The sequence below is a fragment of the Frigoribacterium sp. CFBP 13729 genome (assembly GCF_014841875.1).
Lineage (GTDB): Bacteria > Actinomycetota > Actinomycetes > Actinomycetales > Microbacteriaceae > Frigoribacterium.
Genome location: NZ_JACYUR010000003.1, coordinates 338,769 through 362,209, shown reverse-complemented (window position 1 = coordinate 362,209; position 23,441 = coordinate 338,769). Strand labels below are relative to the sequence as shown.

Genomic DNA, 23,441 nt, shown 5'->3' with positions numbered 1-23,441 from the left:
GACCATGTCCCAGTTCCCCCGCGTGCGGCCCCGCCGGCTGCGCGCCACCCCTGCCCTCCGCCGCCTGACCGCCGAGACCCGCCTGCACCCGGCCGACCTCGTGCTGCCGATGTTCGTGCGCGAGGGCATCGACGAGCCCGTCGCCATCAGCTCGATGCCGGGCGTCGTGCACCACAGCCTCTCGAGCCTGCCGCGTGCGGTCGAGGAGGCGGCCGCGGCCGGGGTGGGAGGCGTCATGCTGTTCGGCGTGCCGCTCGAGAAGGACGCGGTCGGGTCGGGCGCCACCGACCCCGAGGGGATCCTCAACGTCGGGACGCGCGTGGCGGTCGACGCCGCGCAGGGCGCCCTAGTCGTGCAGACCGACCTCTGCCTCGACGAGTTCACCGACCACGGCCACTGCGGCGTGCTCGCCGCCGACGGCTCGGTCGACAACGACGCGACCCTCGTCCGCTACGACGAGATGGCCGTGGTGCAGGCCGAGGCCGGCTCGCAGCTGATCGGCATGAGCGGCATGATGGACGGCCAGATCGGCTCGGCCCGCGAGGCCCTCGACGACGCCGGCTTCGGCGGCACGGCCTTGCTCGCCTACGCGGCCAAGTACGCCTCGGCCTTCTACGGCCCCTTCCGCGAGGCGGTGCAGTCGACGCTCGTCGGCGACCGGCGCACCTACCAGCAGGACGCGGCCAACGGTCGCGAGGGCATCCGCGAGGTCGAGCTCGACATCGCCGAGGGCGCGGACATCGTCATGGTCAAGCCGGCGATGAGCTACCTCGACGTGCTGGCCGAGACCGCGGCGATGAGCCCGGTGCCCGTCTGGGCGTACCAGATCAGCGGCGAGTACTCGATGATGCACGCCGCCGCCGCGAACGGCTGGATCGACCTCGACGCCGCGTCGTACGAGAGCGTGCTGTCGATCAAGCGCGCCGGTGCCGACGCGATCCTCACCTACTGGGCCACCGAGCTGGCCACCCGCCTGCGCAAGGGAGACATCTGATGGGCGACCACGCCAACGAGCACTTCTTCACCCGCGCGAAGCAGTCGATCCCGGGCGGCGTGAACTCCCCGGTGCGCGCCTACGGCAGCGTCGGGGGCACGCCCCGGTTCCTCGTGGGGGCCAAGGGCCCGCACGTGACCGACGCCGAGGGCCGCGAGTACGTGGACCTGGTGGCCTCGTGGGGCCCCGCGATCCTGGGGCACGCCCACCCCGAGGTGGTGCGCGCGGTGCAGGCGGCGGCGGCCCGCGGCCTGTCGTTCGGCGCGTCGACGCCCGCCGAGACCGAGCTCGCCGAGCTGGTGCGCGAGCGCGTGGCCGTCGGCGACGCCCGCCCGATCGGCAAGATCCGCATGGTGTCGACCGGCACCGAGGCCACGATGACGGCCATCCGCCTGGCCCGCGGGTACACCGGTCGCGACCTGCTCGTGAAGTTCGCCGGCCACTACCACGGCCACTCCGACTCGCTCCTGGCCGAGGCCGGGTCCGGCGTCGCCACGCTCTCGATGCCCGGCTCGGCCGGCATCACCGCCGAGACGGCGGCCCAGACCTTGGTGCTGCCCTACAACGACCTCGACGCCGTCCGCGCCGTGTTCGACGAGCACGGCCCGCGCATCGCGGCGGTCATCGTGGAGGCGGCGGCCGCCAACATGGGTGTGGTCGCGCCCGACCGTGGCTTCAACCGCAGCCTGTCCGAGATCACGAGCCGCCACGGCGCGCTGCTGATCGTCGACGAGGTGCTCACGGGCTTCCGCGTCGGCCCGGCCGGCTGGTGGGGCCTCGAGGCGTCGAAGGTCGTGCCCGACGGCGCCGGCTGGCAGCCCGACCTCGTCACCTTCGGCAAGGTGATCGGCGGCGGCATGCCCCTCGCCGCGCTCGGCGGCCGCGCCGAGGTGATGGACTACCTGGCCCCGACCGGCCCCGTGTACCAGGCCGGCACGCTCAGCGGGAACCCCGTCGCCGTCACGGCGGGCATCGCGACCCTGCGCCTGGCGACCCCGGAGATCTACGCCCGGCTCGACACGGTGGCCGACACGCTGTCGCGCGAGGTCTCCGCGGCCCTGTCGGCCGAGGGCGTCGAGCACAGCGTCCAGCACGCGGGCTCGTTGTTCTCGTTCGCCTTCACGGCGACCCCGCCGCGGGACTACGACGACGTGCGGGCACAGGAGACCTGGCGGTACCCGGCGTTCTTCCACTCGATGCTCGACTCCGGGGTGGCCCTGCCTCCCTCGGTGTACGAAGCGTGGTTCGTCACCGCCGCGCACGACGACGCGACGGTGTCGCGGATCCTCGACGCCGTGCCGGCTGCGGCGCGGGCGGCCGCGGCGGCCACGGCCCCCGGCGCGTAGCCGCGGGGCGGGCCGAGCGGCGCGGGGCCGAGCGGCGCGGGCCGCGAGCCGGTCAGCCGCGGCGCGCCCGAGCCAGCCAGCGCCCGTCGACGCGATCGATCGTCAGCGGGTGGTCGAAGGCCGCCGAGACGAGCTCCGACGTGAGCACGGACTCGGCCGTGCCCGACGCCGTGACGCGCCCGTCGCGCAGGAGGAGCGCGTGGGTGGTGCTCGCCGGCAGGTCCTCGAGGTGGTGCGTGACCGTGACCGACGCGCTCTCGGGGCGCTCTCGACGGAGCGCGTCGGCGGTGTCGAGCAGGTGCTCGCGGGCGGCGACGTCGAGGCCGGTGGCCGGCTCGTCCAGCAGCAGCAGAGCCGGCTCGACCAGCAGCGCTCGGGCGATGAGCGCCCGGCCGCGCTCGCCCTGGGAGAGGACGCTCCAGCGGCTGTCGCGGCGCGCCCCGAGGCCGACGGAGGCGGTCAGCAGGTCGGCACGCGCCTCCTGGACGGCGGTCGGCGACCACCGCATCGCGGGGTCGCTGCTGCCCGTCGCTCCGGTGAGGACGACCTCGCGGACGGTGTTGTCCCCGAGCATGCGGTGACGGGGGTCGACGTGGCCGACGTGCTGGCGCAGCTCACGGAGGTCGACCCGGCCGAGGCGCCGGCCGAGCACGTCGACGGTGCCGGAGGTCGGATGGCCCTGCGCGCCGCAGAGCGCCAGCAAGGTCGTCTTGCCGGCGCCGTTCGGACCGAGGAGGGCCCAGTGCTCGCCGGCACGCACCCGGAGCGAGACGTCGTGGAGCAGGTCGCGCCCCTGGCGCACGACCCGCACGGAACGCACGTCGAGCACGGGGCGCGACGCGCTCGACGTCATGCCCGGTAGACGCCCGCCTCGCGGACGGCGTCGAACCAGCCCTGCAGGCGGGACGGCTGGAGGCGGACGGCCGCGGCCGCCGCGTCCGCGTCGCCGTCGCGCACCGCGTCGCGCAGCTCGACCGTGAAGGCGCGGGCCTGCGCGTGGTCGAAGACCGCGTTCGCGACCGGGCGGCGCGAGAGCAGCAGGAGGCGGGGCCCGCCGCTGGCCCAGAGGCGGACGAGCGACGAGCTCGCCGCCGCCTCGAGGAGGATCGCGTTCATCCGGACGATGCCCGCGACGTCCTCGTCCTGCTCGGCGGCGAAGGCGTCCGCACGGGCGTCGAGGAGGCGGACGATCTCGTCGCGCTGGGCGCTGGTGAGCTTCGGCACGGCACGTTCGAGCAGCAGCGACCAGACGGCGTAGCCGACGTCCATCGTGTCGACGAACTCGTCGAAGGTGGGGTCGACGATGCGGGTGTACCGGTTCGCCTCGATGTCGACGAGCGCCTGCTCGGCCAGCTTCGCGATCGCCTCGCGGACGGGGGTGCGGGAGACGCCGAGCCAGGCGACGAGCTGGTCGTCGTTGAGGCGCTCCCCGAACTCGAGGGTGCCGTCGATGATCGCCGCGAACATCTTGTCGTAGACGACGTCGCGCAGGAGGCGACGGGGTGCTTGCGGCTGGTCGGTCGTCTTCGGGATCGGCATCCGGGTTGCTCCATGTCGAGGGAAGGGGCGGACGGCGTGGCTCCCTGTGCCTGGCGCTGTGCCGCCGTGGTGGGCGGGGTGCTGCAGAGTGCTGGGGGTGCTGCGGGGACGCATCGGACATTCCGATACATCATGCGAGCCTAGCGGCGGTGCCTGGACGGGGACCACAGCGACGCGGCCCCCGGCAGGTCAGCGGCGGACGTCGACGACGATCCTGCCGCGCACGGACCCCGCGACGATCTGCGGACCGTGGTCGACCACGTCGGCCAGCGCGATCTCGGTCGTGAGCTCGTCGAGCAGCCCCAGGTCGAGGTCGGCGGCGAGGCGCCGCCAGGCCTCGCGGCGGAGCTCGACGGGGGCGTCGACGGAGTTGACGCCCACCAGCGAGACCCCGCGCAGGATGAACGGCAGCACCGTCGTGGGCAGGTCGCTGCCCTGGGCGAGCCCGCAGGCGGTGACCGTGCCGCCCCAGGCCGTCTGCGCGAGCACGGTCGCGAGGGTGTGGCTGCCGACGGAGTCGACCCCGCCGGCCCAGCGGGCCGACTGCACCGGGCGGCCGGGCTGGTCGAGCTCGCCGCGGTCGATCACGTTCGAGGCGCCGAGGCACGTCAGGTAGTCGCGCTGCTCGTCGGCCCGTCCCGAGGAGGCGGTGACCGAGTACCCGAGACCGCTCAGCAACGCGATCGCCACCGACCCGACGCCGCCGGCGGCGCCGGTCACGACGACGTCGCCGTCGGCCGGTCGCACATCGCGCTCGAGACGCAGGACGCTGAGCATCGCGGTGAACCCGGCCGTGCCGACGGCGGCGGCCTGCCGGGGCGAGATCCCCTCCGGCACGGCGACGAGCGACGCTCCGTCGACGACGGCCTGCTCGGCGTAGCCGCCGTGGCGGCCCTCGCCGATGCCGGCGCCGTTGAGCAGCACCTGGTCGCCCGGCGACCAGTCGGGGGAGGACGACTCGGCGACGGTGCCCACGAGGTCGATGCCGGGCACGAGGGGACTCGTCCGCACGATGCCGGGATCGCCCGAGAGGGCCATGCCGTCCTTGTAGTTCAGGCTCGACCAGGCGACGTCGACGACGACGTCTCCCTGCCCGAGGAAGGCCCGGTCGACCTGCTGCAGGGCAGCAGGCCGACCCTTCTCGACGACGACGGCACGCATGCCGTCACGCTACGCGGCCTCGGCGCCCTACGGCTGGTCGACCGGCGGCGTCGTCGTGCGCGGGGACGCGGCGGCGGACGCGCCGGACTGGGCGCCCAGGAACCCGCCCAGGGCGCCGACGAGGTCGAGCCCGGTGGTCGCCTTCACGACGTCCTGCAGCTGGGTCATGTTGTTCGCGACCGACTTCGTGAGCTGGTTCGCGCCGTCGGTCGAGACGACCGTGAGGGCGTCGATGTTGCCCATCGGGGCGGCCATCTCGCGGGCGATCTCGGGCAGGCGCGAGATGACCTGCGACGCGAGCGCCGCCTGGCCGAACTTGCCCTGGGCCTCGGCCAGCGCGTCGACGGCCTCGGCCTCGGCGAGGCCCTTCGCCCTGATCGCGGCAGCCTCGGCGCGACCGGCGGCCTCGACGGCGGCGGCCTCGTTCTCGGCGGCCGCACGGGCGGCGTCGGCCAGCTGGGTGCGGCGGAAGGCCTCGGCCTCGACGGCGGCGTTGGCCGCGTCGCGCTCGGCCTCGGCGTTCTGCACCGAGGCGTAGGCGGCGGCCTCGGCCGGCTGGCGCACGTCGATGTTGAGGCGCTCCTGGTTGACCTTCGCCTGCTCGGCGACGGCGATGCTCTCCTGCTCGGCGACGAGCTTGTCCTGCGTGGCGCGTGCCAGCTCGCCCGCGGCCGACGCCTCGGCGTTGGCCCGGTCGGTCTCGGCCTTGATCTGCGCCTGGCGCACGTCGAGCTGCAGCTGGCGCTCGGCCGTCTGCTGCGTGTTGCCGATGCGGGCCAGGGCCGCGATGCGCTCCGCCTCCGCCTCGGCCACGTCGGCGTTCTGCTTGGCGACCGCCGCCTCCGCGCGTCCGCGGTCGGCGAGGTACGTGCTGCCGGGCGTCTCGATCTCGCGGATGTTCATGGTCTCGATCTGCAGGCCGAGCTCGGCGAGCTCGCCCTTCGTCTCGTTCACGGCGTCCGCGGCGAGGCGCGAGAAGTTCTTGACGAGGTCGTCGACCGGCTGGCCGCCGATGAGCCCGCGGATCGAGCCCTCGAGCGACTGCTGGACGATCACGGGCAGCTGCTGCTGCTGCAGCAGGTAGCGCTGGGCCGCCCGGCGGACGCCGTCCTCGGTGCCGGTCACCTTGAAGTTGACGGTGGCCTTGACGGCGGTGCGGATGTAGTTGGCGTCGATCGCCTGCACCTCGACCGGGGTCTGGTACTGCTCGAGCGAGAGCGTGAAGCCCTCCTGGAAGATCGGCCAGACGAACGTGCGCCCGCCGATGATCACCTTCTGCGGGCTCGAGATGCCGCCGCCCTCGGAGCGCTCGGCCCCGCGGCCGACGACGATCAGCGCCTCGTTCGGCGGGACGCGGCGCACGCGGCTGGCGACGAACGACAGCAGGGCGAGCACGATGACGACGGCGACGACGACCGCGACGACGCTGGTGTTTCCGGTGATGAAGTCCACAGGGCTTCCTTCCAAGGGGCGGGGTGGTGCAGGGCTGGAGCGGTGCTGGGCGGGAACGGTGCTTGTCGGGGTGCGCCGGTGCGGCGAGGTGGGCCGGCGGCTGCGGCGCGGCGAGGGCTACGGGACGACGGGCCTACGGGGCGACCGGGCCCGCCGGGTCGACGGGCTCGACCTGCACGCGGGGCCCGGTCTCGGCCACGACCCGGACGCGGACCCCCCGGGCGATCGGGGCGTCGCTGTAGGCGAGGCGCCGCTCGAGCTCGCGGACGTCGTCGAGGCGGACCTCGCCGCCGCTCGGCGTGGTCGCCTCGGTCGTGGTGCCGGTGAAGCCGACGGGCGACCAGTGGCCGCCGCTCTCGCGCCGGGTGACCCGGCGGACGAAGAGCTGCACGAGCACGAGCACGGCCGCCGCCACGAGCACGGCGACCACGTAGGTCCAGACCGTGTCGAGACCGGCCTGGGTGGTCACGAGCCCGGCCAGCCCGAAGATCGACAGGGCGGCGCCGAGCGCGACGCCCGAGACGAGGCCGTCGCCGACGTCGAGAAGGTCGAGCAGGTCGCCGACGACGATGCTGGCGAGGAGGACGACGAGCCCGACCGCCCCCACGACGATGAACGTGATCATGCGTCGAGACTGACAGGTCCGGAGGCGCCGCGCATCGCCTGCGCGGCGGAGCCCGGACGGACGGATGCCTCGCGACCCCGGGGGAGGAGCGACCCGCGCCCTAGCCGAAGAGGATCGCGGCCTCGTCGTAGCGGTGCTGCGGCACGGTCTTCAGGCTGTCGAGCGCCTCCTCGAACGACACGTGCACGATGTCCGTGCCGCGCAGGGCGACCATGCGCCCCCAGCGGCCCTCGACGACCGAGTCGCTGGCCGCCATGCCGAGGCGGGTCGCGAGCACGCGGTCGTAGGAGGTGGGGGTGCCGCCGCGCTGGATGTGGCCGAGGGTGGTCGCGCGCGTCTCGATGCCCGTGCGCTCCTCGATGATCGGCGCCAGCGCCTCCCCGATGCCGCCGAGGCGGGGGCGGCCGAACGCGTCGAGGCCGCGCTCGGAGTGCGCGTCGCTCTCGTGGTCGGGCACGAAGCCCTCGGCGACGACGACCAGCGGCGCGCGCCCGCGGTCGTAGGCCGACTGCACCCACGCCACGATCTGGTCCATGCTCGTGGCCTGCTCGGGGATGAGGATGGCGTGCGCGCCGGCGGCCATGCCCGAGTGCAGGGCGATCCACCCGACGTGCCGGCCCATCACCTCGGCCACCATGCAGCGGCTGTGCGAGTCGCCGGTGGTGCGCAGGCGGTCCATGGCGTCGGTCGCGATCTGCACGGCGGTGTCGAAGCCGAAGGTGTAGTCGGTGGCGCCGAGGTCGTTGTCGACGGTCTTGGGGACGCCGACGATCTTCAGGCCGGCGTCGGTCAGGCGCTTCGCGGCCGCGAGGGTGCCCTCGCCGCCGATGGCCATGATGGCGTCGATGCCGAAGCGCTCGAGGTTCTCGGTGATGCGCTCGACCCCGCCCGCGCCCTCGAAGGGGTTGGTGCGGCTCGTGCCGAGGATCGTGCCGCCCTGCTTCGCGATGCCCTGGATCTCCTTGCGGGTGAGGGGCATGACGTCGCCGTCGACGACCCCGCGCCAGCCGTCGCGGAACCCGACGAACTCCTGGCCGTGGATCTGCGTCCCCTTCAGCACCGCCCCTCGGATGACCGCGTTGAGTCCGGGGCAGTCGCCGCCGCTGGTGAGGATCCCTATCCGCATCGTGTCGCTCCGTCGCATGTCGGGCCCGGGGTCGGGCCGAGGTGCGTCCCATCATGGCGCACGGGGCTGCGTGCGCGGGTCCCTGCACGCCCGCGCCCGCACAGTCGGCAGCACGAGTCGGCGTACTACCCTCGGTGCATGACCGACCATCCCCCGCCGCGGCCGCCGTCGCCGTGGGCGCGGTTCGCACGGCCGGTGCCGGGCGAGCAGCGCGGGCAGTCCGTCGTGGGGCCGCCTCCGACCCTGCACCAGGAGGCGCGGGCCCGCCACGAGGCCGCCGCCGTGCCCGAGGTGGCCTGGCCCCCGGCCCCGGCGCCGGCCCCGTCGGACGAGGCGAGCCTCTGGGCACCGCAGCCGACGAGCTCGTCGGCCGGCGCCTCCTCGTCCTCGCCCCACGCCGCAGGCGGCCAGGGCTCGTACTTCACGTCGTTCGACGACGACGACCTCTGGGACAGCCGGCCTCCCCGCAGCGACGACCCGGGACGCGGGCTCGCGATCGCCTCGGTCGTCTTCGGCGTCTTCGCCGCGCCCCTCGGCCTCGTGTTCGGGCTGGTCTCGGCGCGGAGGTCCCGACAGGCGGGCCACGCCCCGACCCTGGCGCTGGCGGGCATGGTCCTCTCGGGCGTGGTGATCGTCGCGAGCCTCGTGTGGGGCATCTCGGCCGTCGACTACGTGACGCAGCTCTCGTCGACCTGTGCGCAGCTCGGCCCGGGCGACTACGTCGACGCGGACGGGCGCACGGTCACCTGCGGCTGACCGTGCGCCCGTCGGGGTGCGCCGAGCGCTGCCCGGCACCCTGGCTAGAGCTGGACGGTGCCCGTGTCCGCCACGTTCTTCGGGTGCCCACCCGTCAGCGCCGCCTTGGCGTACTTCAGCAGGGTCACGGCCTTCGGCTCGTTGCTGACCCAGTACTCGGCCGTGTCGACGTCGACCTCGATCAGGGCGACGGTGGGGTCGTCACGTCCCTCGTCGAACCACGCCTCGGCGCCGGCCGTCCAGAACTCGTCGACCAGCGCGGAGTCCTTCGTCACCGAGGCCTCGCCGGCGAGCGAGAGCCAGCCCTTGCCGGTCTCGACGGCGACGTTGACCTGCGGGTGGGCCTTGATGTCGTCGACCTTGGGGGAGGGGTCGCGGGTGAAGAAGTACACCTTGCCGTCGAAGTCGCGGTCGACGATCGCGAGCGGTCGGCTCACGAGGCGGCCGTGGCCGCTGCGGGTGGTCAGGATGCCGATGCGCCCGGCGTCGAGCACCTCGGCGACGCGGGAGATGTCGTTGGTCTCAGTCATGCGGGAGACGCTACGCCGGGGGCCCGGGGAGGCGTCCGGTCGCCGGAGGCGCGGTGCGGGTCGCAGAGGACGACGTCGCGTCCCGCGCACGGCTCGCACACGACCAGCTGCTCGCGGCACTGCAGGTCGGAGCAGTTCTGCATCCGGCTGGTCGCCTCGCCGCAGACGGAGCAGCGGCCGACGACGGCGGCGTGGTCGCTGAACTCGACGGACCCGCGCCGGTCGAAGACGTAGAGCGACCCCTCCCACAGGCCGTCGTCGCCGTAGCGCTCGCCGTAGCGCGCCACGCCGCCGTCGAGCTGGTAGACCCGGCCGAACCCCCGAGAGACCATCAGCGAGCTGAGGACCTCGCAGCGCACGCCGCCCGTGCAGTACGTGACGACGGTCTCGTCCTTGAGGTGGTCCCACCGGCCGCTGTCGAGCTCGGCCACGAACTCGCGGGTCGTCGCGACGTCCGGCACGACGGCGTCGCGGAACCGGCCGATCCGCGACTCGAACTCGTTGCGGCCGTCGAGGAAGACGACGTCCTCGCGCGCGACCAGCTCGTGCAGCTCCTCGGGCGTGAGGCGCGTGCCGCCGCCCACGACGCCCGACCCGTCGACGACCAGCTCGTCGGGTGCGCCGAACGTCACCACCTCGTCGCGGACCTTCACCGAGAGCCGCGGGAAGTCGTCGGCGCCCCCGTCGCTCCACTTGACGTCGAGGTCGCGGAAGGGGACGTACTCCCGGGTCTTGCGGAGCCAGCGCGCCACGTCGGACATCTCGCCGCCGAGGGTGCCGTTCACGCCGTCCGGCGAGAGCAGCACCCGGCCCCGGAGGCCGAGCGACTCGGCCAGGTCGCGCTGCCAGAGCCGCACGGCGTCGGGGTCGGCCAGCGGCACGAACACGTAGAACAGGACGATCTTCGAGACGGACACCGCTGGATCGTAGTCGACGGGATCGCCGACAGGGCATCTGTGCCCTGGTGTTGTACACGCCATGTGCCACACACGAGGAGGCGCCGTGCCCGTTCCGCTCGAACGACGTCGGGTCATCGCCCGGCGTCTGCACAAGGACGAGGTCCACGACAGGCTGCTGGCCGCGATCGTCTCGGGAGACCTGCCGGCGGGCTCGCGACTGCGCGACGCCGACCTCGAGGCCTGGTCGGGAGTGTCGCGCACTCCCATCCGGACCGCGCTCGTCCGGCTCGAGCGGATCGGCCTCGTGGAGGCGGCCCCGCAGCGCTGGACGCGCGTGGCCCGGCTCCGCCCCGCCGTCGTCCCCGATCTCGTCGTGGCGCTCTGTTCGCTCTGGCGTGACCTGCCGCGCGCCGGGCACGGGTTCCTCTCCCCGGAACGGTCGCGGGACGCCCGCCGGTCGCTCGCGCGCTGCGCCGACGCCCTCGCGGCGTTCCGCGAGTCGCCGAGCCCGGGAGTCGCCGAGTCTCGGGCCGTCGTCGACGCCGCGTTCGCCTGCGTGGCGCACCTGGAGGGCGACGGGCTGCCCGAGGTCACGGAGCAGCTCCTCCGTGACCTCGGCGCCCGGCTGCGACACCAGGCCGCCGCGCTCGGGCGGGGCCTCGACGTCGGTCCGCTGGAGGCGTGCCTCGACGAGGTCGACGCGGCGGTGCGGGCGGGCGACCCCCGCCTCCTGCGGTCGGCGTTGGACGGTCTCGCACGGCGGACGGCCGCGTCACGACCCGCCCTCGAGGCCCCGCGGTCGTCCTGGTGGCGACGGTGAGCGGCGTGGACCTCGCCCCGGGGGTCGACGACCGACGGCTGCTCAGCGAGGACGCGTTCCGCGTGCTCCGCGACTCCGTGGTCGACGGCACCCTCGAGCCCGGCGAGCACCTCCACGACGACGAGCTCGTGGCCTGGCTCGGGGTCTCCCGCACGCCGATCCGCAGCGCCCTCGACCGGTTGCGCGGCGTCGGTCTCGTCGAGCTGTCGGCGAACCGCTACACGAGGGTGCGAGACCCCGACGGCTCGTGGCTGAGGGACAGCGCGTCGGCCGTCGCCGCCCTGCACCGGGCGGCCGCCGTGGGGGTGCTGCCGCGGCTCGACGCGCGCTCCCTCGACGACGTCGTCTCGAGCGTGGCGGCCGTCCGGCCCCTGGTGCGACGCGCCTCCGGCCGTCCTGTCACCGGGGCGTTGCTGTGCTGCCTCGGCCTGGCGGTCGGCGGGCTCGCCGCGAGGTCGCCGAGCGAGGTCGTGGCGTCCGCCCTCGACGTGGCCGAGCTGCGGCTCGCCCACGGCCTGCTGTCGCGTCGCTGCGTCGTCGAGCTGTGCGCGTGGGACGACTTCGCGGCGTCGTCGGTCGCGGCCCTGGTCGCGCGGGACGCCGACGCCTGGGGCGACGCCGTGTCGCAGTTCACCCGACGGGTGGTGGCGACGGCCTGAGGGCGCCGCGCCGGTGCGGGCTCCTGCGTCAGTAGGCGCCGACCGGTCGCAGCACCGCGCCGACCGTGCGGAGCAGCAGCACGGGGTCGGTCGCCGCCGTCCAGTGGTGCACGTAGCCGAGGTCGAGGGCGAGGCTCGCGTCCCAGTCGAGGTCGGAGCGACCGCCGACCTGCCAGGGGCCCGTGAGGCCGGGCAGCACGAGGAGCCGCTGGCGTGCCCGGTCGTCGTAGAGGGCGACCTCGCACGGCAGCGCGGGACGCGGGCCGACGAGGCTCATCTCGCCCCGCAGGACGTTCACCAGCTGGGGCAGCTCGTCGATCGAGTAGCGGCGGATGACCCGGCCGACCCTGGTGACCCGGGGGTCGGCATGGAGCTTGAACAGCGGGCCGGCCCCGTCGTGCCGCCCCTCAGGTGGTGCGCACTGCTCGGCACGCATCGAGCGGAACTTCAGCATCGAGAACTCGCGCCCGTGCAGACCCGTGCGCTGCTGACGGAAGAGCGCGGGGCCGCCGCTGTCGAGGCGGACCGCGAGGCCGACGACGAGGAGCAGGGGGAGGAGGACCACGAGGCCGACGAGGGCCGCGACCGCGTCGACGACGCGCTTGCCGCGCCGGGCCGCGCCCCGACGGGCCGGGGCCTCGATCGGTCGTGGCGGGCGGGCGTCGCCGGTGTGCCGTCGGGACGTCGACGACCGCGCGAGGTGGCCGTCTCCCGTGGCGTCGCTCGTCGCCCCGCGGCGCGTCGTGGACAGGGTGGCGGTCACCGGCGCACCGCCGGGATGCGGGGCCGGGTGCCGATCGGGTCGACGTCGGTCTGGTCGGTGACCGACGGGGAGGTGCCGGTCGGGGCGACGGGGGCCGGGGCCGCGCCGGCCGAGTGGCCGGTGACGGACAGCGTCGCGGACGGGCGGGGCACGATCGCCTCGTGCAGCGACGACCGGCGGAAGACGCGGTGGAGCGCGTCGGCGGCGCTCGGCCAGTCGCGGGTGCGGAACGACCTGCCCAGGTCGCCGAGGTGGCCTGCGACGGAGGCGCGCGACCAGTCGACGGCGAGGTGGCGGCACAGGAACGCGGCCCGGATGTCGAGGGGCTCGGCCGCCCGCCTCACGAGCGGGTTCCGGGCCAGCTCGAGGAACGCCCCGCTGGCCTCGACGAGGCCGAGGCAGGTCGGGCCCGCGTCGAGGACGGCCAGCGCCCGGTCGGCGCGCTGGGCGGCGCCCTCGGAGACGGTGCGCGGCAACGACCGGACGGCCTCGCCGTGCAGGACGCCGATCAGCTCGAGCGTGTCGAGCAGGTCGAGGTCGTCCGCGGTGGCGACGCGGGTGAAGCGGTTGGCCTCGATCTGGACGAGGCCCTGTGCGGACAGCCGGGCCAGGGCCTCCTTCACGGGCGTCTTGGAGACGCCGAGCCACGCGGCGAGGTCGTCCTCGAAGAGCCGCTCGCCCGGGGTCAGGGTGCCGTCGACGATGGCGTCGCGGATCGTCTCGAACGTGAGGTCGCGGAGCAGACGTCGAGGATGGCGGGTGGCGTAGGCCGGCACAGGCATGTTCCTCCAATGTGGAGTACGCAAAATATCACACGTAGGTACGAGACCACCAGGGCTGACGGAGGCGCGGGTTACCATCGCCGGGTGGTCCTGGTCCCCGAGGCGTCCGTCGGCGCCGCCCCCCTCCGACCGGTCGAGACGGTCTACCGACCGGCCGACCCCGTGGACGTCCTCGCGACCCTCCGGACGCTGGCGAGGGGAGCGGGCGACCCCGCCTGGCGCGTCGAGGGCGGGCGCGTGTGGCGTGCCGTCCGCACGCCCTCCGGTCCCGGCACGCTGTGCCTCGCGGGCGGACGGTCCGAGGTGCGCGCGACGGCGTGGGGCCCGGGTGCCGAGTGGCTGATCGAGGGCGTCCCCGAGCTGCTCGGCCACGGCGACGACTGGGGCGGCCTCGACGTCTCCGGCAACGCCTTCCTCCGTGAGGCCCGCCGGCGGTCGCCCGGGCTCCGGCTCACCCGTGGCCGACAGGTGGTGCAGGTGCTCGTGCCGGCCGTCCTCGAGCAGAAGGTGACGAGCACCGAGGCGTGGCGCGCCTGGCGCCAGCTCGTCCGGGCGCACGGCGACCCTGCCCCGGGGCCGGCTCCCGAGGGGATGGTCGTGCCGCCGTCAGCCGAGACGTGGCGCCGTGTGCCGAGCTGGGAGTGGCACCGGGCAGGGGTGGGGCCGCAGCGGTCCGCGACCGTCATGCGGGTCTGTGCCGTCGCCTCCTCGCTGGAGCGGGTGGTCGACCTGGGCCGAGGCGGGCCCGAGGCCGAGGCCCGGCTGCGCTCGGTGCCGGGCGTGGGCGTGTGGACGTCGGCCGAGACGACGCAGCGCGCGCTGGGCGACGCCGACTCGCCGAGCGTCGGCGACTACCACCTCCCCGCCCTCGTGGGGTGGGCGCTGATCGGCCGGCCCGTCGACGACGACGGCATGCTCGAGCTGCTCGAGCCGTGGCGCGGGCACCGCGAGCGGGTCGTGCGGCTCATCGGGGCCAGCGGCTTCTCGAAGCCGAGGTTCGGGCCCCGCATGACGATCCAGGACCACCGCCGGCACTGAGCCGCCCGGTGGGCGCGATCCCGCCCGGGTGCGGACTAGGAGGCGCGGGCCACGACTCCGGGGTCGTCCCCCGACGCGGCGTGGTCGGGCGACGCGGTGTGGTCGTGCGAGGTCGCGTGGTCGGGAGACGCGTCGTCGCCGATGGCCTCGAGCACGCGCCGCGAGAACGACTCGAGGGTCGCGGCGTCGTCGTCCAGCGCCCCGACGAAGTAGCGCCGGATCGCGGCGGTGTGCCCCCGGGTCGCCGCGAGCATCGCCCGGCGGCCGTCGGCGGTGAGCTCGACCCAGGTGCCCCGGGCGTCGGACGCACAGTCGGTGCGGCGCACGAGGCCGCGCTTCTCCATGCGCGTGACCTGGTGGCTGACCCTGCTCTTCTCCCAGCCGATCTGCTCGGCGATGTCGCGAACCCGCAGCCGCCGGTCGTCGCTGCGGCCGAGGCCCACGAGGATCTCGTACTCGGGCGCCGAGACGCCGGAGTCGTCGTGCAGCCTCAGCTCGAGGGCCCGGTCGAGACGCCGGCGCATCGAGTAGAAGGCGTCCCAGACGGCCCACTCGTCGTCGGAGAGTCGCTCGGCCATTCGCCCAGTGTAGGGACGGGGGTCCGGCCTATCCTCGACCCATGTCCGATGTGCGCGCCGCCGATCTCACCTCCCAGGTCGTCGACACGGTGCGACGGTGGCTGGTCGTCGCGTCCTCGGTCCCGGGCGACGCCGCGGCAGAGCGCTTCGCGGCGCTGCTCCGCGACCCCGACGGGCTCGCCTTCGCCGTGGCCTTCGCGGACCGCGTGGTGCGTCCTGAGGACCCTGCGGTGGCCGCACGGCAGCTCGACCGCCTGAGCCGGGACATGCCCGCCTCGCTGCCGTGGCAGCTCAAGGCCGCCGTCGCCGCGGGCGGCGGCTTCGGCCCGTTGGCTCCGCGCACCGTCGTGCCCGTCGCGCGGAAGGCCCTGCGACGGCTCGTGCAGCACCTCGTCGTCGAGGCGGCCCCCGACAAGCTCGGCCCGGCCCTCGCGGCCGCGGCCGACGGCGCCCGCCTCGACCTCGCCCTGCTCGGCGAGCCCGTTCTCGGCGAGGCTGCCGCCCGCCGCAGGGTCGAGGCGACCCGTGCGCTGCTCGAGCGGGACGACGTGCACCACGTCTCCGTGCCCGTCGCCTCCGTGGTCGGGACGGGCGCGGCCTGGGGCGCCGACGAGCGCGCCTCCGCCGCGGTCGAGGCGCTCACCCCGCTCTACGAGCTGGCGCTCGCGTCCGACCCGCCGAGGACGATCGACCTCGAGGTCGGCGAGCACCGGCACCTCGACCTCGCCATCGACGTCTTCACCCGGCTCCTCGACCAGCCGCAGCTGGCCGACCTCGAGGCCGGCATCGAGATCCAGGCCGACGTGCCCGACGCCCTGGCGTCCCTGCAGCTGCTGACCGACTGGGCCCGCGGACGCGTGGCCCGCGGCGGGGCGCCCATCCGCGTCCGGCTGACCGTCGGCGGCGTCGCGCTCGAGGCCGTCGACGCCGCGCTGCACGACTGGCCGGTCGCGACCCACACGTCGAGGGCCGAGGCCGACGCCGCGCTCCTCCGGGTGCTCGACCACGCCCTCCGTCCGGTGTCGGCCGAGTTCGCCCACCTGGGGCTCGTCACCGACGACCCGTTCGTCGTGGCCCACGCCTGGACGCTGGCGAAGCGGCGCGAGGTGACGCAGCACCTCACGATCGAGATGCCCCTCGGCACGTCTCGGGGGCTCCTCCGGGCGGTGCGGGCCGAGGTCGGCGACCTGGTCGTGCGGGCCCCGATCGTGCAGCACGGCGACCTCGAGGCCGCGGCCGACCACGTCGTCCGCCGCCTCGCCGAGGTCGCCGCGCCGGGCTCGCCCCTCGCCGCGACGGCCGACCTCGCCCCCGAGGGGACGGTCTTCGACCGTGAGGCCGTGCGCTACCGCGACGCCGCCGCGGCGGCGGAGGCCGCGGACGACGGCGACGTGCCGCTGCCCGCCCGTCGTCAGGACCGCTCCCGCCCCCACCTCGCCGGGGCCGACCTCGACCTCGACGGCTCGTCCTCGTTCCGCAACGAGCCCGACACCGATCCCGGGCTCGAGGGCAACCGCGCGTGGGCACGGCGCGTGCTCGCCGCCTCTCGCCGGTCGGACGCCGGTCTCGACGCGATCGAGGCCGCCCAGGTCGACGGCGACGACGGCGCGGCCCTCGTCGACGAGCTCGTGACCGACGCCGCCCAGGCCGGTGCGGTCTGGGGCCGCGAAGACCCGGCGACGCGCGCCGAGCTGCTCGAGCTCGCGGCCGACGGCGTCGCGCGTCAGCGGGCCGCCCTGCTCGAGGTGCTCGTCAGCGAGACCGGCTCCGTGCTCGACGGCGCCGACCCCGAGGTCAGCGCCGCAGTCGACTCGGCGCGGCACCACGCCGGCCTCGCCCGCGGCGAGGCGGGCCTCCTCGGTGCCCGGCACGCGCCTCCTCGCCTGACGGTCGTCGTCCCCTCGTGGCGTGCGCCCCTCGTGTCCGCGGCGGAGCCCGTCCTCGCCGCGCTCGCCGCGGGCAGCGCGGTCGTGCTCTGCCCGGTGCGGGAGTCGCGCCGCACCGCCGCCGTCCTGGCCGAGGTGCTCTGGGGCGCGGGGGTGCCGCGCTCGCTGCTCGTCCTCGTCGACCTCGAGCTCGACTCCGAGGCCGGCCGCCGGCTCGTGGGCCACCCAGCCGTCGACCGGGTGCGGCTGACGGGCTCGCTCGACCAGGCGCGGCAGCTGCGGTCGTGGCGACCGGACCTCGACCTCGTCGCCGAGGTGGCCGTGGCCGCCGTCGCGGTCGTGACCCCGAGCGCGGACGCCGACCTCGCGGCGGCGGACCTCGTGGCCGGCGCCTTCCGCTTCGCGGGCCAGGCCCCGTCGGCCTCACGCACCGCACTGCTCGTCGGCTCGGCCGCCCACGCCGAGCGGTTCCGCCGCCAGCTCGTCGACGCGGCGGCGAGCCTGCGGACCGGCTGGCCCGACGACGCGACGACGCAGGTCGGCCCCCTGATCGACCCGGCCGAGGGCGCCGTTCTCGAGGCGCTCACGGTCCTGGCGCCCGGCGAGAGCTGGCTCGTCGAGCCCCGGCAGCTCGACGACGACGGCGGCCTGTGGTCGCCCGGCGTCAAGGTCGGCGTGACGCCCGAGGGGGCGGCCCGCACCGCCGCCGCCGCCGCGCCCGTGCTCTGCCTGGTCGAGGTGGACGACCTCGACTCCGCGATCGAGCTGCAGCAGAGCCTGAGCGCCGGTGGCTCGGCCGCCCTGCACAGCCTCGACGTCGACGAGGTCGACACGTGGCTGCGACGCGTCCGGGCGGGCACGCTCGTGGTCGGGCGACCCACGTCGCCGATGGTCGTGCGTCGTCGGCCGGCCGCCTCGTGGGGGCGCTCCGTCGTGGGCCCCGCGGTCGCGCCGGGCGGTCCCGACGGCCTGCTCGCGCAGGGCTCGTGGTGGCGGCTGTCGCGCGAGCCCCACCCGTCGCTGCGCCTCACCGGGGTCCCCGACGTGGTCGTGCCCGTGATCGAGGCGGCCCGGTCGTCCCTGTCGTTCGAGCAGTTCGACCGCGTCCGGTCGGGCGCGGTCAGCGACGAGCGCGCCTGGCAGGCGCACGTCGGCGTGGCGCACGACGACTCCGACCTGCGGGTCGAGCGCAACGTGACGCGCTACCGGCCGCGGCCCGTGCTCCTCCGCCTGTCGTCCGACGCCGACCTGTCCGACCTCGTGCGCCTCCTCGTCGCGGCGGCCCGGGTGCGCGCGCCCGTGACGGTCAGCTCGGCCGTGCCCGTGCCGGCGTCCTTGGTCCAGCTGCTGCACTCGCCGGCGTCGCCGATGCGGGTCGGCGCCGTCGTGGTCGAGAGCGACCGGGCCTTCCTGGCCCGCGCCTCCGCCGGTCTGCTCCAGGCGCGGGAGGCGACGCACGAGCTGGACGACCTCAGCCTGCTCGCCCGGGCGACCGGGTCGCGCGACCCGGCCGCCGAGGTCGAGGGCGACGGCGACGGCGACGTCCCCCCGCCCGACGACGCCGCGGTCGCCGCGTACCGCGACCTGCACGTGCGGCTCATCGGGGGCGACCCCCGGGCCCTGGCCCGTGCGGTCGGCGGCAGCGTCGACGTCGTGGTGCACGGCGGCGACGTCACCGACGAGGGCCGGGTCGAGCTGCTGACGTTCGTGCGCGAGCAGAGCGTGACGGTCACGGCTCACCGGTCGGGGCTCGTCGACCCCGAGCTGCGCGACCTCAGGATCTGAGCGGCCTGGGCCCGGGCCCTCGGGCCAGGCCCCAGGCCTGCCCGGTTGCGGGCCTGAGCCGCCTGCGGGCCCGGACGGCGCCTCCGCGTCCCGTCCCGCTGCCCACCACCCCCGTAATTCGAGAGTGATCCGCCCCGCCGAGCGCGACCCGCCCCGCAGATCGGCCTCGTAGATCGGCCTCGCGGCCACAGATCTCTCTCGCTTTGCCCGCAGCGCCCGCCTGCCTCGGCAAATGCCGACCAGCGAGCCCGCTGAGCACCCCCAGTACCCGGATTTCACACTATTGGGATCGGCGCAGTCGGCATTTGCGGAGGCGGCGGCTGCGGACGGCGGGCGGGGGCGGCGCGGTCGGCATTTGCGGTGGCGGTGGCGGAGGCGGCAGGTGGCGCAGCCTCAGGCGGTGCGGCGGCTGATCAGCTTCGACAGCACGATGGCGCTGCGCGTGTGGTCGACGTTCGGGGCGTTGCGCACCCGCTCGAGCGCCTCCTCGAGGGAGGGGATGTCGCGGCTGCGCATGTGCACGATCGCGTCGGCGCTGCCCGTGACGGTGCCGGCGTCGACGACCTCGGGCACCGTGCTGAGGATGCGCTGCAGCTCGGCGGGCGAGACCGTGCCCCGGCAGAACAGCTCGACGAACGCCTCGGTGCCGAGGCCCTCGACGGCCGGGTCGACCTGGACGGTGAACCCCTTGATGACGCCGTCCGCCACCAGGCGGTCGACGCGGCGCTTGACGGCCGAGGCGCTGAGGCCCACCGACGACCCGATGTCGCCGTAGCCCGCGCGGGCGTTCTGCCTCAGCAGGTCGATGATGCCGTAGTCGAGATTGTCCACATCGGGCACTGTACGCTATTTTCTTGCGCGAGGGGTAGCGCAGGCGCACGATCGTTGCGTGGAGAGCAGCCAACGTGCGCGTTGTCGGTGTGACACTGAACTCCGTGAGCATCGCCGCCGAGACCGTCCAGCCCTCTCCCGAGGCCCCGCAGCCGCCGACCAGACGCGCGTCGCACCGCAGCGTGCTGATGTGCCGGCCGGAGCACTTCACCGTCAGCTACCGGATCAACCCGTGGATGGACCCGCAGGTGCCGACCGACACCTCGCGCGCCGTCGAGCAGTGGCAGACACTCTACGAGACCTACCTCGGGCTCGGCTTCGACGTGCAGCTGATCGACCCGCTGCCCGGCCTGCCCGACATGGTCTACTCGGCCAACGGAGGCTTCGTGCTCGACGGCAAGGCCTACGGGGCGAGCTTCACCTACCCCGAACGCCAGCCCGAGGGGCCGGCCTACATGGAGTGGTTCGCCGCCGCCGGCTTCGAGGTGGTCGTGCCCGAGGAGGTCAACGAGGGCGAGGGCGACTTCCTCCTCGTCGGCGACGTCGTCCTCGCGGGCACCGGGTTCCGCAGCGCGTCCGACTCGCACGCCGAGGCCGCCCGGGTCTTCGGCCGTGAGGTCGTCGGCCTCACCCTGGTCGACCCGAGCTTCTACCACCTCGACACGGCGATCGCCGTGCTCGACCCCGAGCCCGTCGACGGCGTCCACAACATCGCCTACCTCGAGAGCGCCTTCGACGAGCCGTCGCTCGCGGTGCTGCGCGAGCGGTTCCCGGACGCCGTGCTCGTGGGCCAGGAGGACGCCTCGATCCTCGGGCTCAACTCGTACAGCGACGGCTACAACGTCGTGATCGCCGCGGCCGCCACCGGCTTCGAGCGCCAGCTGCGCGAGCGCGGCTACAACCCGATCGGCGTCGACCTGTCCGAGCTGCTGCTCGGCGGGGGCGGCGTGAAGTGCTGCACCCTGGAGCTGCGACGATGACGACCGACACGACCGACACGACCCGCACCTCCTCGTCCACCGCCGCGGCGATCGCCGTCGAGGACGCCTCGCTGGCGCACAACTACCACCCGCTTCCCGTCGTCGTGTCGACGGCCGAGGGCGCCTGGGTGACCGACGTCGAGGGGCGCCGGTACCTCGACTGCCTGGCGGCGTACTCCGCGGTCAACTTCGGACACGGCCACCCGACGCTCGTCGCGGCGGCGCGGGAGCAGCTCGACCGCGTCACCCTGACGAGCCGGGCGTTCCACAACGACCAGCTCGGCCCCTTCGCCGCCGAGCTCGCCGCCCTGCTCGGCAAGCAGATGGTGCTCCCGATGAACACGGGCGCCGAGGCCGTCGAGTCGGGCATCAAGGTCGCCCGTGCCTGGGGCTACCGGGTCAAGGGCGTCCGGCCCGGGGCCGCGAAGGTCGTCGTGGCGGCGGGCAACTTCCACGGGCGCACGACGACCATCATCAGCTTCTCCGACGACGAGGAGGCGCGGGCCGACTTCGGTCCGTACACCCCCGGCTTCGTGACGGTGCCGTACGGCGACTCCGCCGCGCTCGAGGCCGCGATCGACGACGACACCGTGGCCGTGCTGATCGAGCCGATCCAGGGCGAGGCCGGCGTCGTCGTGCCGCCCGCGTCGTACCTGCCCGAGGTGCGCCGGATCACCCGCGAGCGGAACGTGCTGTTAATCGCGGACGAGATCCAGTCGGGGCTCGGGCGCACCGGCGCCACCGTCAGCTGCGACCTGGTCGACGTGGTGCCCGACCTGTACCTGCTGGGCAAGGCACTCGGCGGCGGCATCGTCCCCGTCAGCGCCGTGGTCGGCGACCGTGACGTCCTCGGGGTGCTGCGGCCCGGCGAGCACGGCTCGACCTTCGGCGGCAACCCGCTCGCCGCCGCGGTCGGCCTCGCCGTGGTGCGGATGCTCGCGACCGGCGAGTGGCAGGAGCGCGCGACGCGACTCGGCACCCGCCTCCGTGACGGCCTCGAGGCCCTCGTCGGCTCGGGCGTCGTGACCGTGCGCGGAGCCGGACTGTGGATGGGGATCGACATCGACCCGGCCGTCGGCACCGGCCGCGAGGTCTGCGAGGAGCTGATGCGCCGCGGGGTGCTCGCCAAGGACACGCACGGCTCGACCATCCGCCTCGCTCCGCCGATCGTGATCACCGAGGACGAGGTCGACGAGCTCGTGTCGACGCTCGGCTCGGTGCTGCGCGACCTGCGCCGGGGCTGAGCGCTCCGCGTGGCGTCGCGCCCCGCGGCGTCGCGCCTCAGTCGCGCGGGCGCCTCAGCCGCGGCCGGTCGGCGTGACGAAGAGGTAGACGACGCTGCGGGCCGTGCGGTGCTCCTGGGCGTTCGTGAAGCCGAGCCCCCCGAGCGTGCGGCGGTCGGCGTCGTCGAGCGCGTCGGTCTGCAGCCGGGCGATCCAGAGCCGGTCGACGCCGTCGAGGCGCTCGCGGAGCACGACGGCGTCGTCGGCGTCCTCCAGGTCGAGCGTGACGTCGGTGAAGCGCCCCTCGGGGATGCCGCTGCGGACGAAGGCCAGGTCGTCGAGCTCGTCGAACCGGTCGGGGTACGCGTAGAGGGCCTGGCGCGGCCTCGTCGAGACCGTGCCGGTGGCGTCGAGCAGGAACGCGTCGCCCGGTCGGGCCTGGCTCTCGATGTACGTCGAGAGCTGTGCGAGGTCCGCGCCGCCGCCCTTCGCCGCCGGCAGCCGCTGAGCGACCCAGGTCGGGGCGGAGGCCACGACGAGCAGCGCGATGAGGGCGATGCTGATCCGTCGACGCCGGAACCCGGTGATCGCGACGGCGAGCAGCAGGGCCATGCCGGGTGACGACCACGTCACGATCCGCGCCTGGTACACGGGCGAGAGCACGACGCCGAGGACGAGCATGAGGCCCGTGGGGATCGCGGCCCAGAGCGCCCCGAGCAGCACGACGCTGCCGGGGGTGCGCGACCTGTCCCGCAGGCGGGTGCCGAGCAGGATCAGCAGCACGACGGCGATGGCGGCCCACGTCACGGACGTCGCGAACCACGGCTCGACGAGCACGGTGTACCAGGTGATGTCGGAGCCCGTCGACGGGTCGTCGGCCGTCAGCAGCCTGGTCCGCTCGGAGAGCACGGTGCCGATCACCGGCGCCGAGGCGAGCAGGGCGGAGCCGGTCGAGATGGACCAGCCGAGGAGGCGGTGGCGGGCTCCCCGACGACGGCGCTGAGCCGGCGCGAGGACGAGGAACACCCCGTGCACGACGACGATCAGCCCGAGGGGGACGAAGGTGACGATCGCGCCGGCGAGGGCGGCCCCGTAGCCGATCCACCACCTCCTCTGGTGCCGGCGGGAGGCGACGAGCACCAGCACGGTGAGCCAGACGGCCACGGCCGCGGTGAGCGCGTACGGGCGCGCCTCGGTCGCCTCGAGCGTGAGGCGGGGCAGCACCGCCGAGATGCCGGCCGCGAGCAGGGCGGTGCGGCGGTCGGTGAGCATGCGCGTGAGCACGAGCACGCCGGCCGCGACGACGCCGACCGCGACCGCGCTCGGCAGCCGGGTGACGAACGTGCTCTCGCCGAGCAGGCCCGTCCAGAGGTGCATGAAGACGTAGTAGGCGCCGTGCACGAGGTCGCGCTGGTCGAGGAACGCGAGCAGGGCGGGCAGGGGGAGGCGCGCGGCCTGGAGGGTGGTGGCCTCGTCGCTCCAGTAGGAGGGGACCCAGGCGGCGGCGAACCCGACGACCAGCGCCGCGACGCCGGCCAGCAGCGGGTCGAGCCAGCGGCTGCGCGAGGGGACGACGGCCGGGTCGTGGCCGATGCTCACGCGGCTCCTGCCGACGCCGGGCCGGTCCACGACACCGGGCCGTCAGGCGACACGGGTCCTGCCGGTGCG

General features: G+C 74.8%; 22 protein-coding genes. 9 read left to right on the top strand and 13 right to left on the bottom strand.

Annotation, left to right across the window (positions count from 1 at the left end; translation table 11 throughout):
* The first annotated feature begins 4 nt into the window (after positions 1 to 4).
* Both hemB and hemL read left to right on the top strand, forming a co-directional pair.
* A complete protein-coding gene (hemB, locus tag IFT77_RS12115; protein ID WP_133739101.1) occupies positions 5 to 994 on the top strand; it encodes a porphobilinogen synthase in 990 nt (329 codons plus the stop codon).
* Positions 994 to 2,340: a glutamate-1-semialdehyde 2,1-aminomutase gene (gene hemL, locus IFT77_RS12110; RefSeq protein WP_192170109.1), complete on the top strand. Its 1,347-nt coding sequence runs from the start codon at positions 994 to 996 to the stop codon at positions 2,338 to 2,340. The genes hemB and hemL overlap by 1 nt, the downstream gene beginning before the upstream one ends.
* Positions 2,341 to 2,392: 52 nt before the next feature.
* On the opposite strand, the gene IFT77_RS12105 is transcribed toward hemL, so the two are convergent.
* From IFT77_RS12105 to IFT77_RS12080, 6 genes are all read right to left on the bottom strand, one after another.
* Positions 2,393 to 3,193 carry an ABC transporter ATP-binding protein gene (locus IFT77_RS12105; RefSeq protein ID WP_192170108.1) on the bottom strand — a complete coding sequence of 267 codons (801 nt, stop codon included), beginning with the start codon at positions 3,191 to 3,193 and terminating at the stop codon, positions 2,393 to 2,395.
* Complete coding sequence (locus tag IFT77_RS12100) at positions 3,190 to 3,879, bottom strand: GntR family transcriptional regulator (RefSeq protein WP_192170107.1); 690 nt, start codon at positions 3,877 to 3,879, stop codon at positions 3,190 to 3,192. The genes IFT77_RS12105 and IFT77_RS12100 overlap by 4 nt, the downstream gene beginning before the upstream one ends.
* A 189-nt stretch (positions 3,880 to 4,068) precedes the next feature.
* The gene (locus tag IFT77_RS12095; protein WP_192170106.1) at positions 4,069 to 5,040 is read right to left on the bottom strand and encodes an MDR family oxidoreductase; all 972 of its coding nucleotides are present in this window, start codon (positions 5,038 to 5,040) and stop codon (positions 4,069 to 4,071) included.
* A gap of 27 nt (positions 5,041 to 5,067) precedes the next feature.
* The gene (locus tag IFT77_RS12090; protein ID WP_123547445.1) at positions 5,068 to 6,492 is read right to left on the bottom strand and encodes an SPFH domain-containing protein; all 1,425 of its coding nucleotides are present in this window, start codon (positions 6,490 to 6,492) and stop codon (positions 5,068 to 5,070) included.
* Between the two features lie 133 nt (positions 6,493 to 6,625).
* Positions 6,626 to 7,117, bottom strand: a complete 492-nt coding sequence (locus IFT77_RS12085) for an NfeD family protein (protein WP_192170105.1) — start codon at positions 7,115 to 7,117, stop codon at positions 6,626 to 6,628.
* 100 nt (positions 7,118 to 7,217) lie between these two features.
* Positions 7,218 to 8,243 carry a 6-phosphofructokinase gene (locus IFT77_RS12080; protein WP_123548256.1) on the bottom strand — a complete coding sequence of 342 codons (1,026 nt, stop codon included), beginning with the start codon at positions 8,241 to 8,243 and terminating at the stop codon, positions 7,218 to 7,220.
* Positions 8,244 to 8,381: 138 nt separating this feature from the next.
* Here IFT77_RS12080 and IFT77_RS12075 point away from each other — a divergent pair, with 138 nt between their 5' ends.
* A complete protein-coding gene (locus IFT77_RS12075) occupies positions 8,382 to 8,999 on the top strand; it encodes a DUF4190 domain-containing protein (RefSeq protein ID WP_192170104.1) in 618 nt (205 codons plus the stop codon).
* A gap of 44 nt (positions 9,000 to 9,043) precedes the next feature.
* Here IFT77_RS12075 and IFT77_RS12070 read toward each other — a convergent pair whose 3' ends face one another.
* The gene (locus tag IFT77_RS12070; protein ID WP_192040530.1) at positions 9,044 to 9,529 is read right to left on the bottom strand and encodes a pyridoxamine 5'-phosphate oxidase family protein; all 486 of its coding nucleotides are present in this window, start codon (positions 9,527 to 9,529) and stop codon (positions 9,044 to 9,046) included.
* Positions 9,526 to 10,446, bottom strand: a complete 921-nt coding sequence (locus IFT77_RS12065; protein WP_192040531.1) for a rhodanese-related sulfurtransferase — start codon at positions 10,444 to 10,446, stop codon at positions 9,526 to 9,528. The genes IFT77_RS12070 and IFT77_RS12065 overlap by 4 nt, the downstream gene beginning before the upstream one ends.
* Positions 10,447 to 10,531: 85 nt before the next feature.
* Between IFT77_RS12065 and IFT77_RS12060 the strand changes: the two genes are divergently transcribed.
* On the top strand, positions 10,532 to 11,248 hold the full coding sequence (locus IFT77_RS12060; RefSeq protein WP_192040532.1) for a GntR family transcriptional regulator: 717 nt from the start codon (positions 10,532 to 10,534) through the stop codon (positions 11,246 to 11,248).
* Between the two features lie 5 nt (positions 11,249 to 11,253).
* A complete protein-coding gene (locus IFT77_RS12055; protein ID WP_192040533.1) occupies positions 11,254 to 11,907 on the top strand; it encodes a GntR family transcriptional regulator in 654 nt (217 codons plus the stop codon).
* 28 nt (positions 11,908 to 11,935) lie between these two features.
* Here IFT77_RS12055 and IFT77_RS16565 read toward each other — a convergent pair whose 3' ends face one another.
* Together IFT77_RS16565 and IFT77_RS16560 are read right to left on the bottom strand one after the other, a co-directional pair.
* On the bottom strand, positions 11,936 to 12,670 hold the full coding sequence (locus tag IFT77_RS16565; RefSeq protein ID WP_197980776.1) for a sugar transferase: 735 nt from the start codon (positions 12,668 to 12,670) through the stop codon (positions 11,936 to 11,938).
* The gene (locus tag IFT77_RS16560; protein ID WP_371741039.1) at positions 12,667 to 13,446 is read right to left on the bottom strand and encodes a GntR family transcriptional regulator; all 780 of its coding nucleotides are present in this window, start codon (positions 13,444 to 13,446) and stop codon (positions 12,667 to 12,669) included. Before IFT77_RS16560 ends, IFT77_RS16565 begins: the two co-directional genes overlap by 4 nt.
* 90 nt (positions 13,447 to 13,536) lie before the next feature.
* Between IFT77_RS16560 and IFT77_RS12040 the strand changes: the two genes are divergently transcribed.
* Positions 13,537 to 14,490 carry a DNA-3-methyladenine glycosylase gene (locus IFT77_RS12040; protein ID WP_371741038.1) on the top strand — a complete coding sequence of 318 codons (954 nt, stop codon included), beginning with the start codon at positions 13,537 to 13,539 and terminating at the stop codon, positions 14,488 to 14,490.
* A 35-nt stretch (positions 14,491 to 14,525) separates the two neighbouring features.
* Here the strand turns inward: IFT77_RS12040 and IFT77_RS12035 are convergent, their stop codons facing one another.
* Entirely contained in the window at positions 14,526 to 15,068 is a 543-nt protein-coding gene (locus IFT77_RS12035; protein WP_192170103.1) for a MarR family winged helix-turn-helix transcriptional regulator, read from the bottom strand.
* Between the two features lie 41 nt (positions 15,069 to 15,109).
* Here IFT77_RS12035 and IFT77_RS12030 point away from each other — a divergent pair, with 41 nt between their 5' ends.
* On the top strand, positions 15,110 to 18,739 hold the full coding sequence (locus tag IFT77_RS12030; protein WP_192170102.1) for a proline dehydrogenase family protein: 3,630 nt from the start codon (positions 15,110 to 15,112) through the stop codon (positions 18,737 to 18,739).
* A gap of 393 nt (positions 18,740 to 19,132) precedes the next feature.
* Here the strand turns inward: IFT77_RS12030 and IFT77_RS12025 are convergent, their stop codons facing one another.
* A complete protein-coding gene (locus IFT77_RS12025; RefSeq protein WP_123547455.1) occupies positions 19,133 to 19,570 on the bottom strand; it encodes an Lrp/AsnC family transcriptional regulator in 438 nt (145 codons plus the stop codon).
* Between the two features lie 188 nt (positions 19,571 to 19,758).
* On the opposite strand from IFT77_RS12025, the gene ddaH reads away from it, so the two are divergent.
* Positions 19,759 to 20,550 carry a dimethylargininase gene (gene ddaH / locus IFT77_RS12020; protein ID WP_192170150.1) on the top strand — a complete coding sequence of 264 codons (792 nt, stop codon included), beginning with the start codon at positions 19,759 to 19,761 and terminating at the stop codon, positions 20,548 to 20,550.
* On the top strand, positions 20,547 to 21,794 hold the full coding sequence (gene rocD / locus IFT77_RS12015) for an ornithine--oxo-acid transaminase (RefSeq protein WP_192170101.1): 1,248 nt from the start codon (positions 20,547 to 20,549) through the stop codon (positions 21,792 to 21,794). The genes ddaH and rocD overlap by 4 nt, the downstream gene beginning before the upstream one ends.
* A 54-nt stretch (positions 21,795 to 21,848) precedes the next feature.
* Here rocD and IFT77_RS12010 read toward each other — a convergent pair whose 3' ends face one another.
* The gene (locus IFT77_RS12010; protein ID WP_192040537.1) at positions 21,849 to 23,372 is read right to left on the bottom strand and encodes a glycosyltransferase family 39 protein; all 1,524 of its coding nucleotides are present in this window, start codon (positions 23,370 to 23,372) and stop codon (positions 21,849 to 21,851) included.
* Positions 23,373 to 23,441 lie beyond the last annotated feature (69 nt).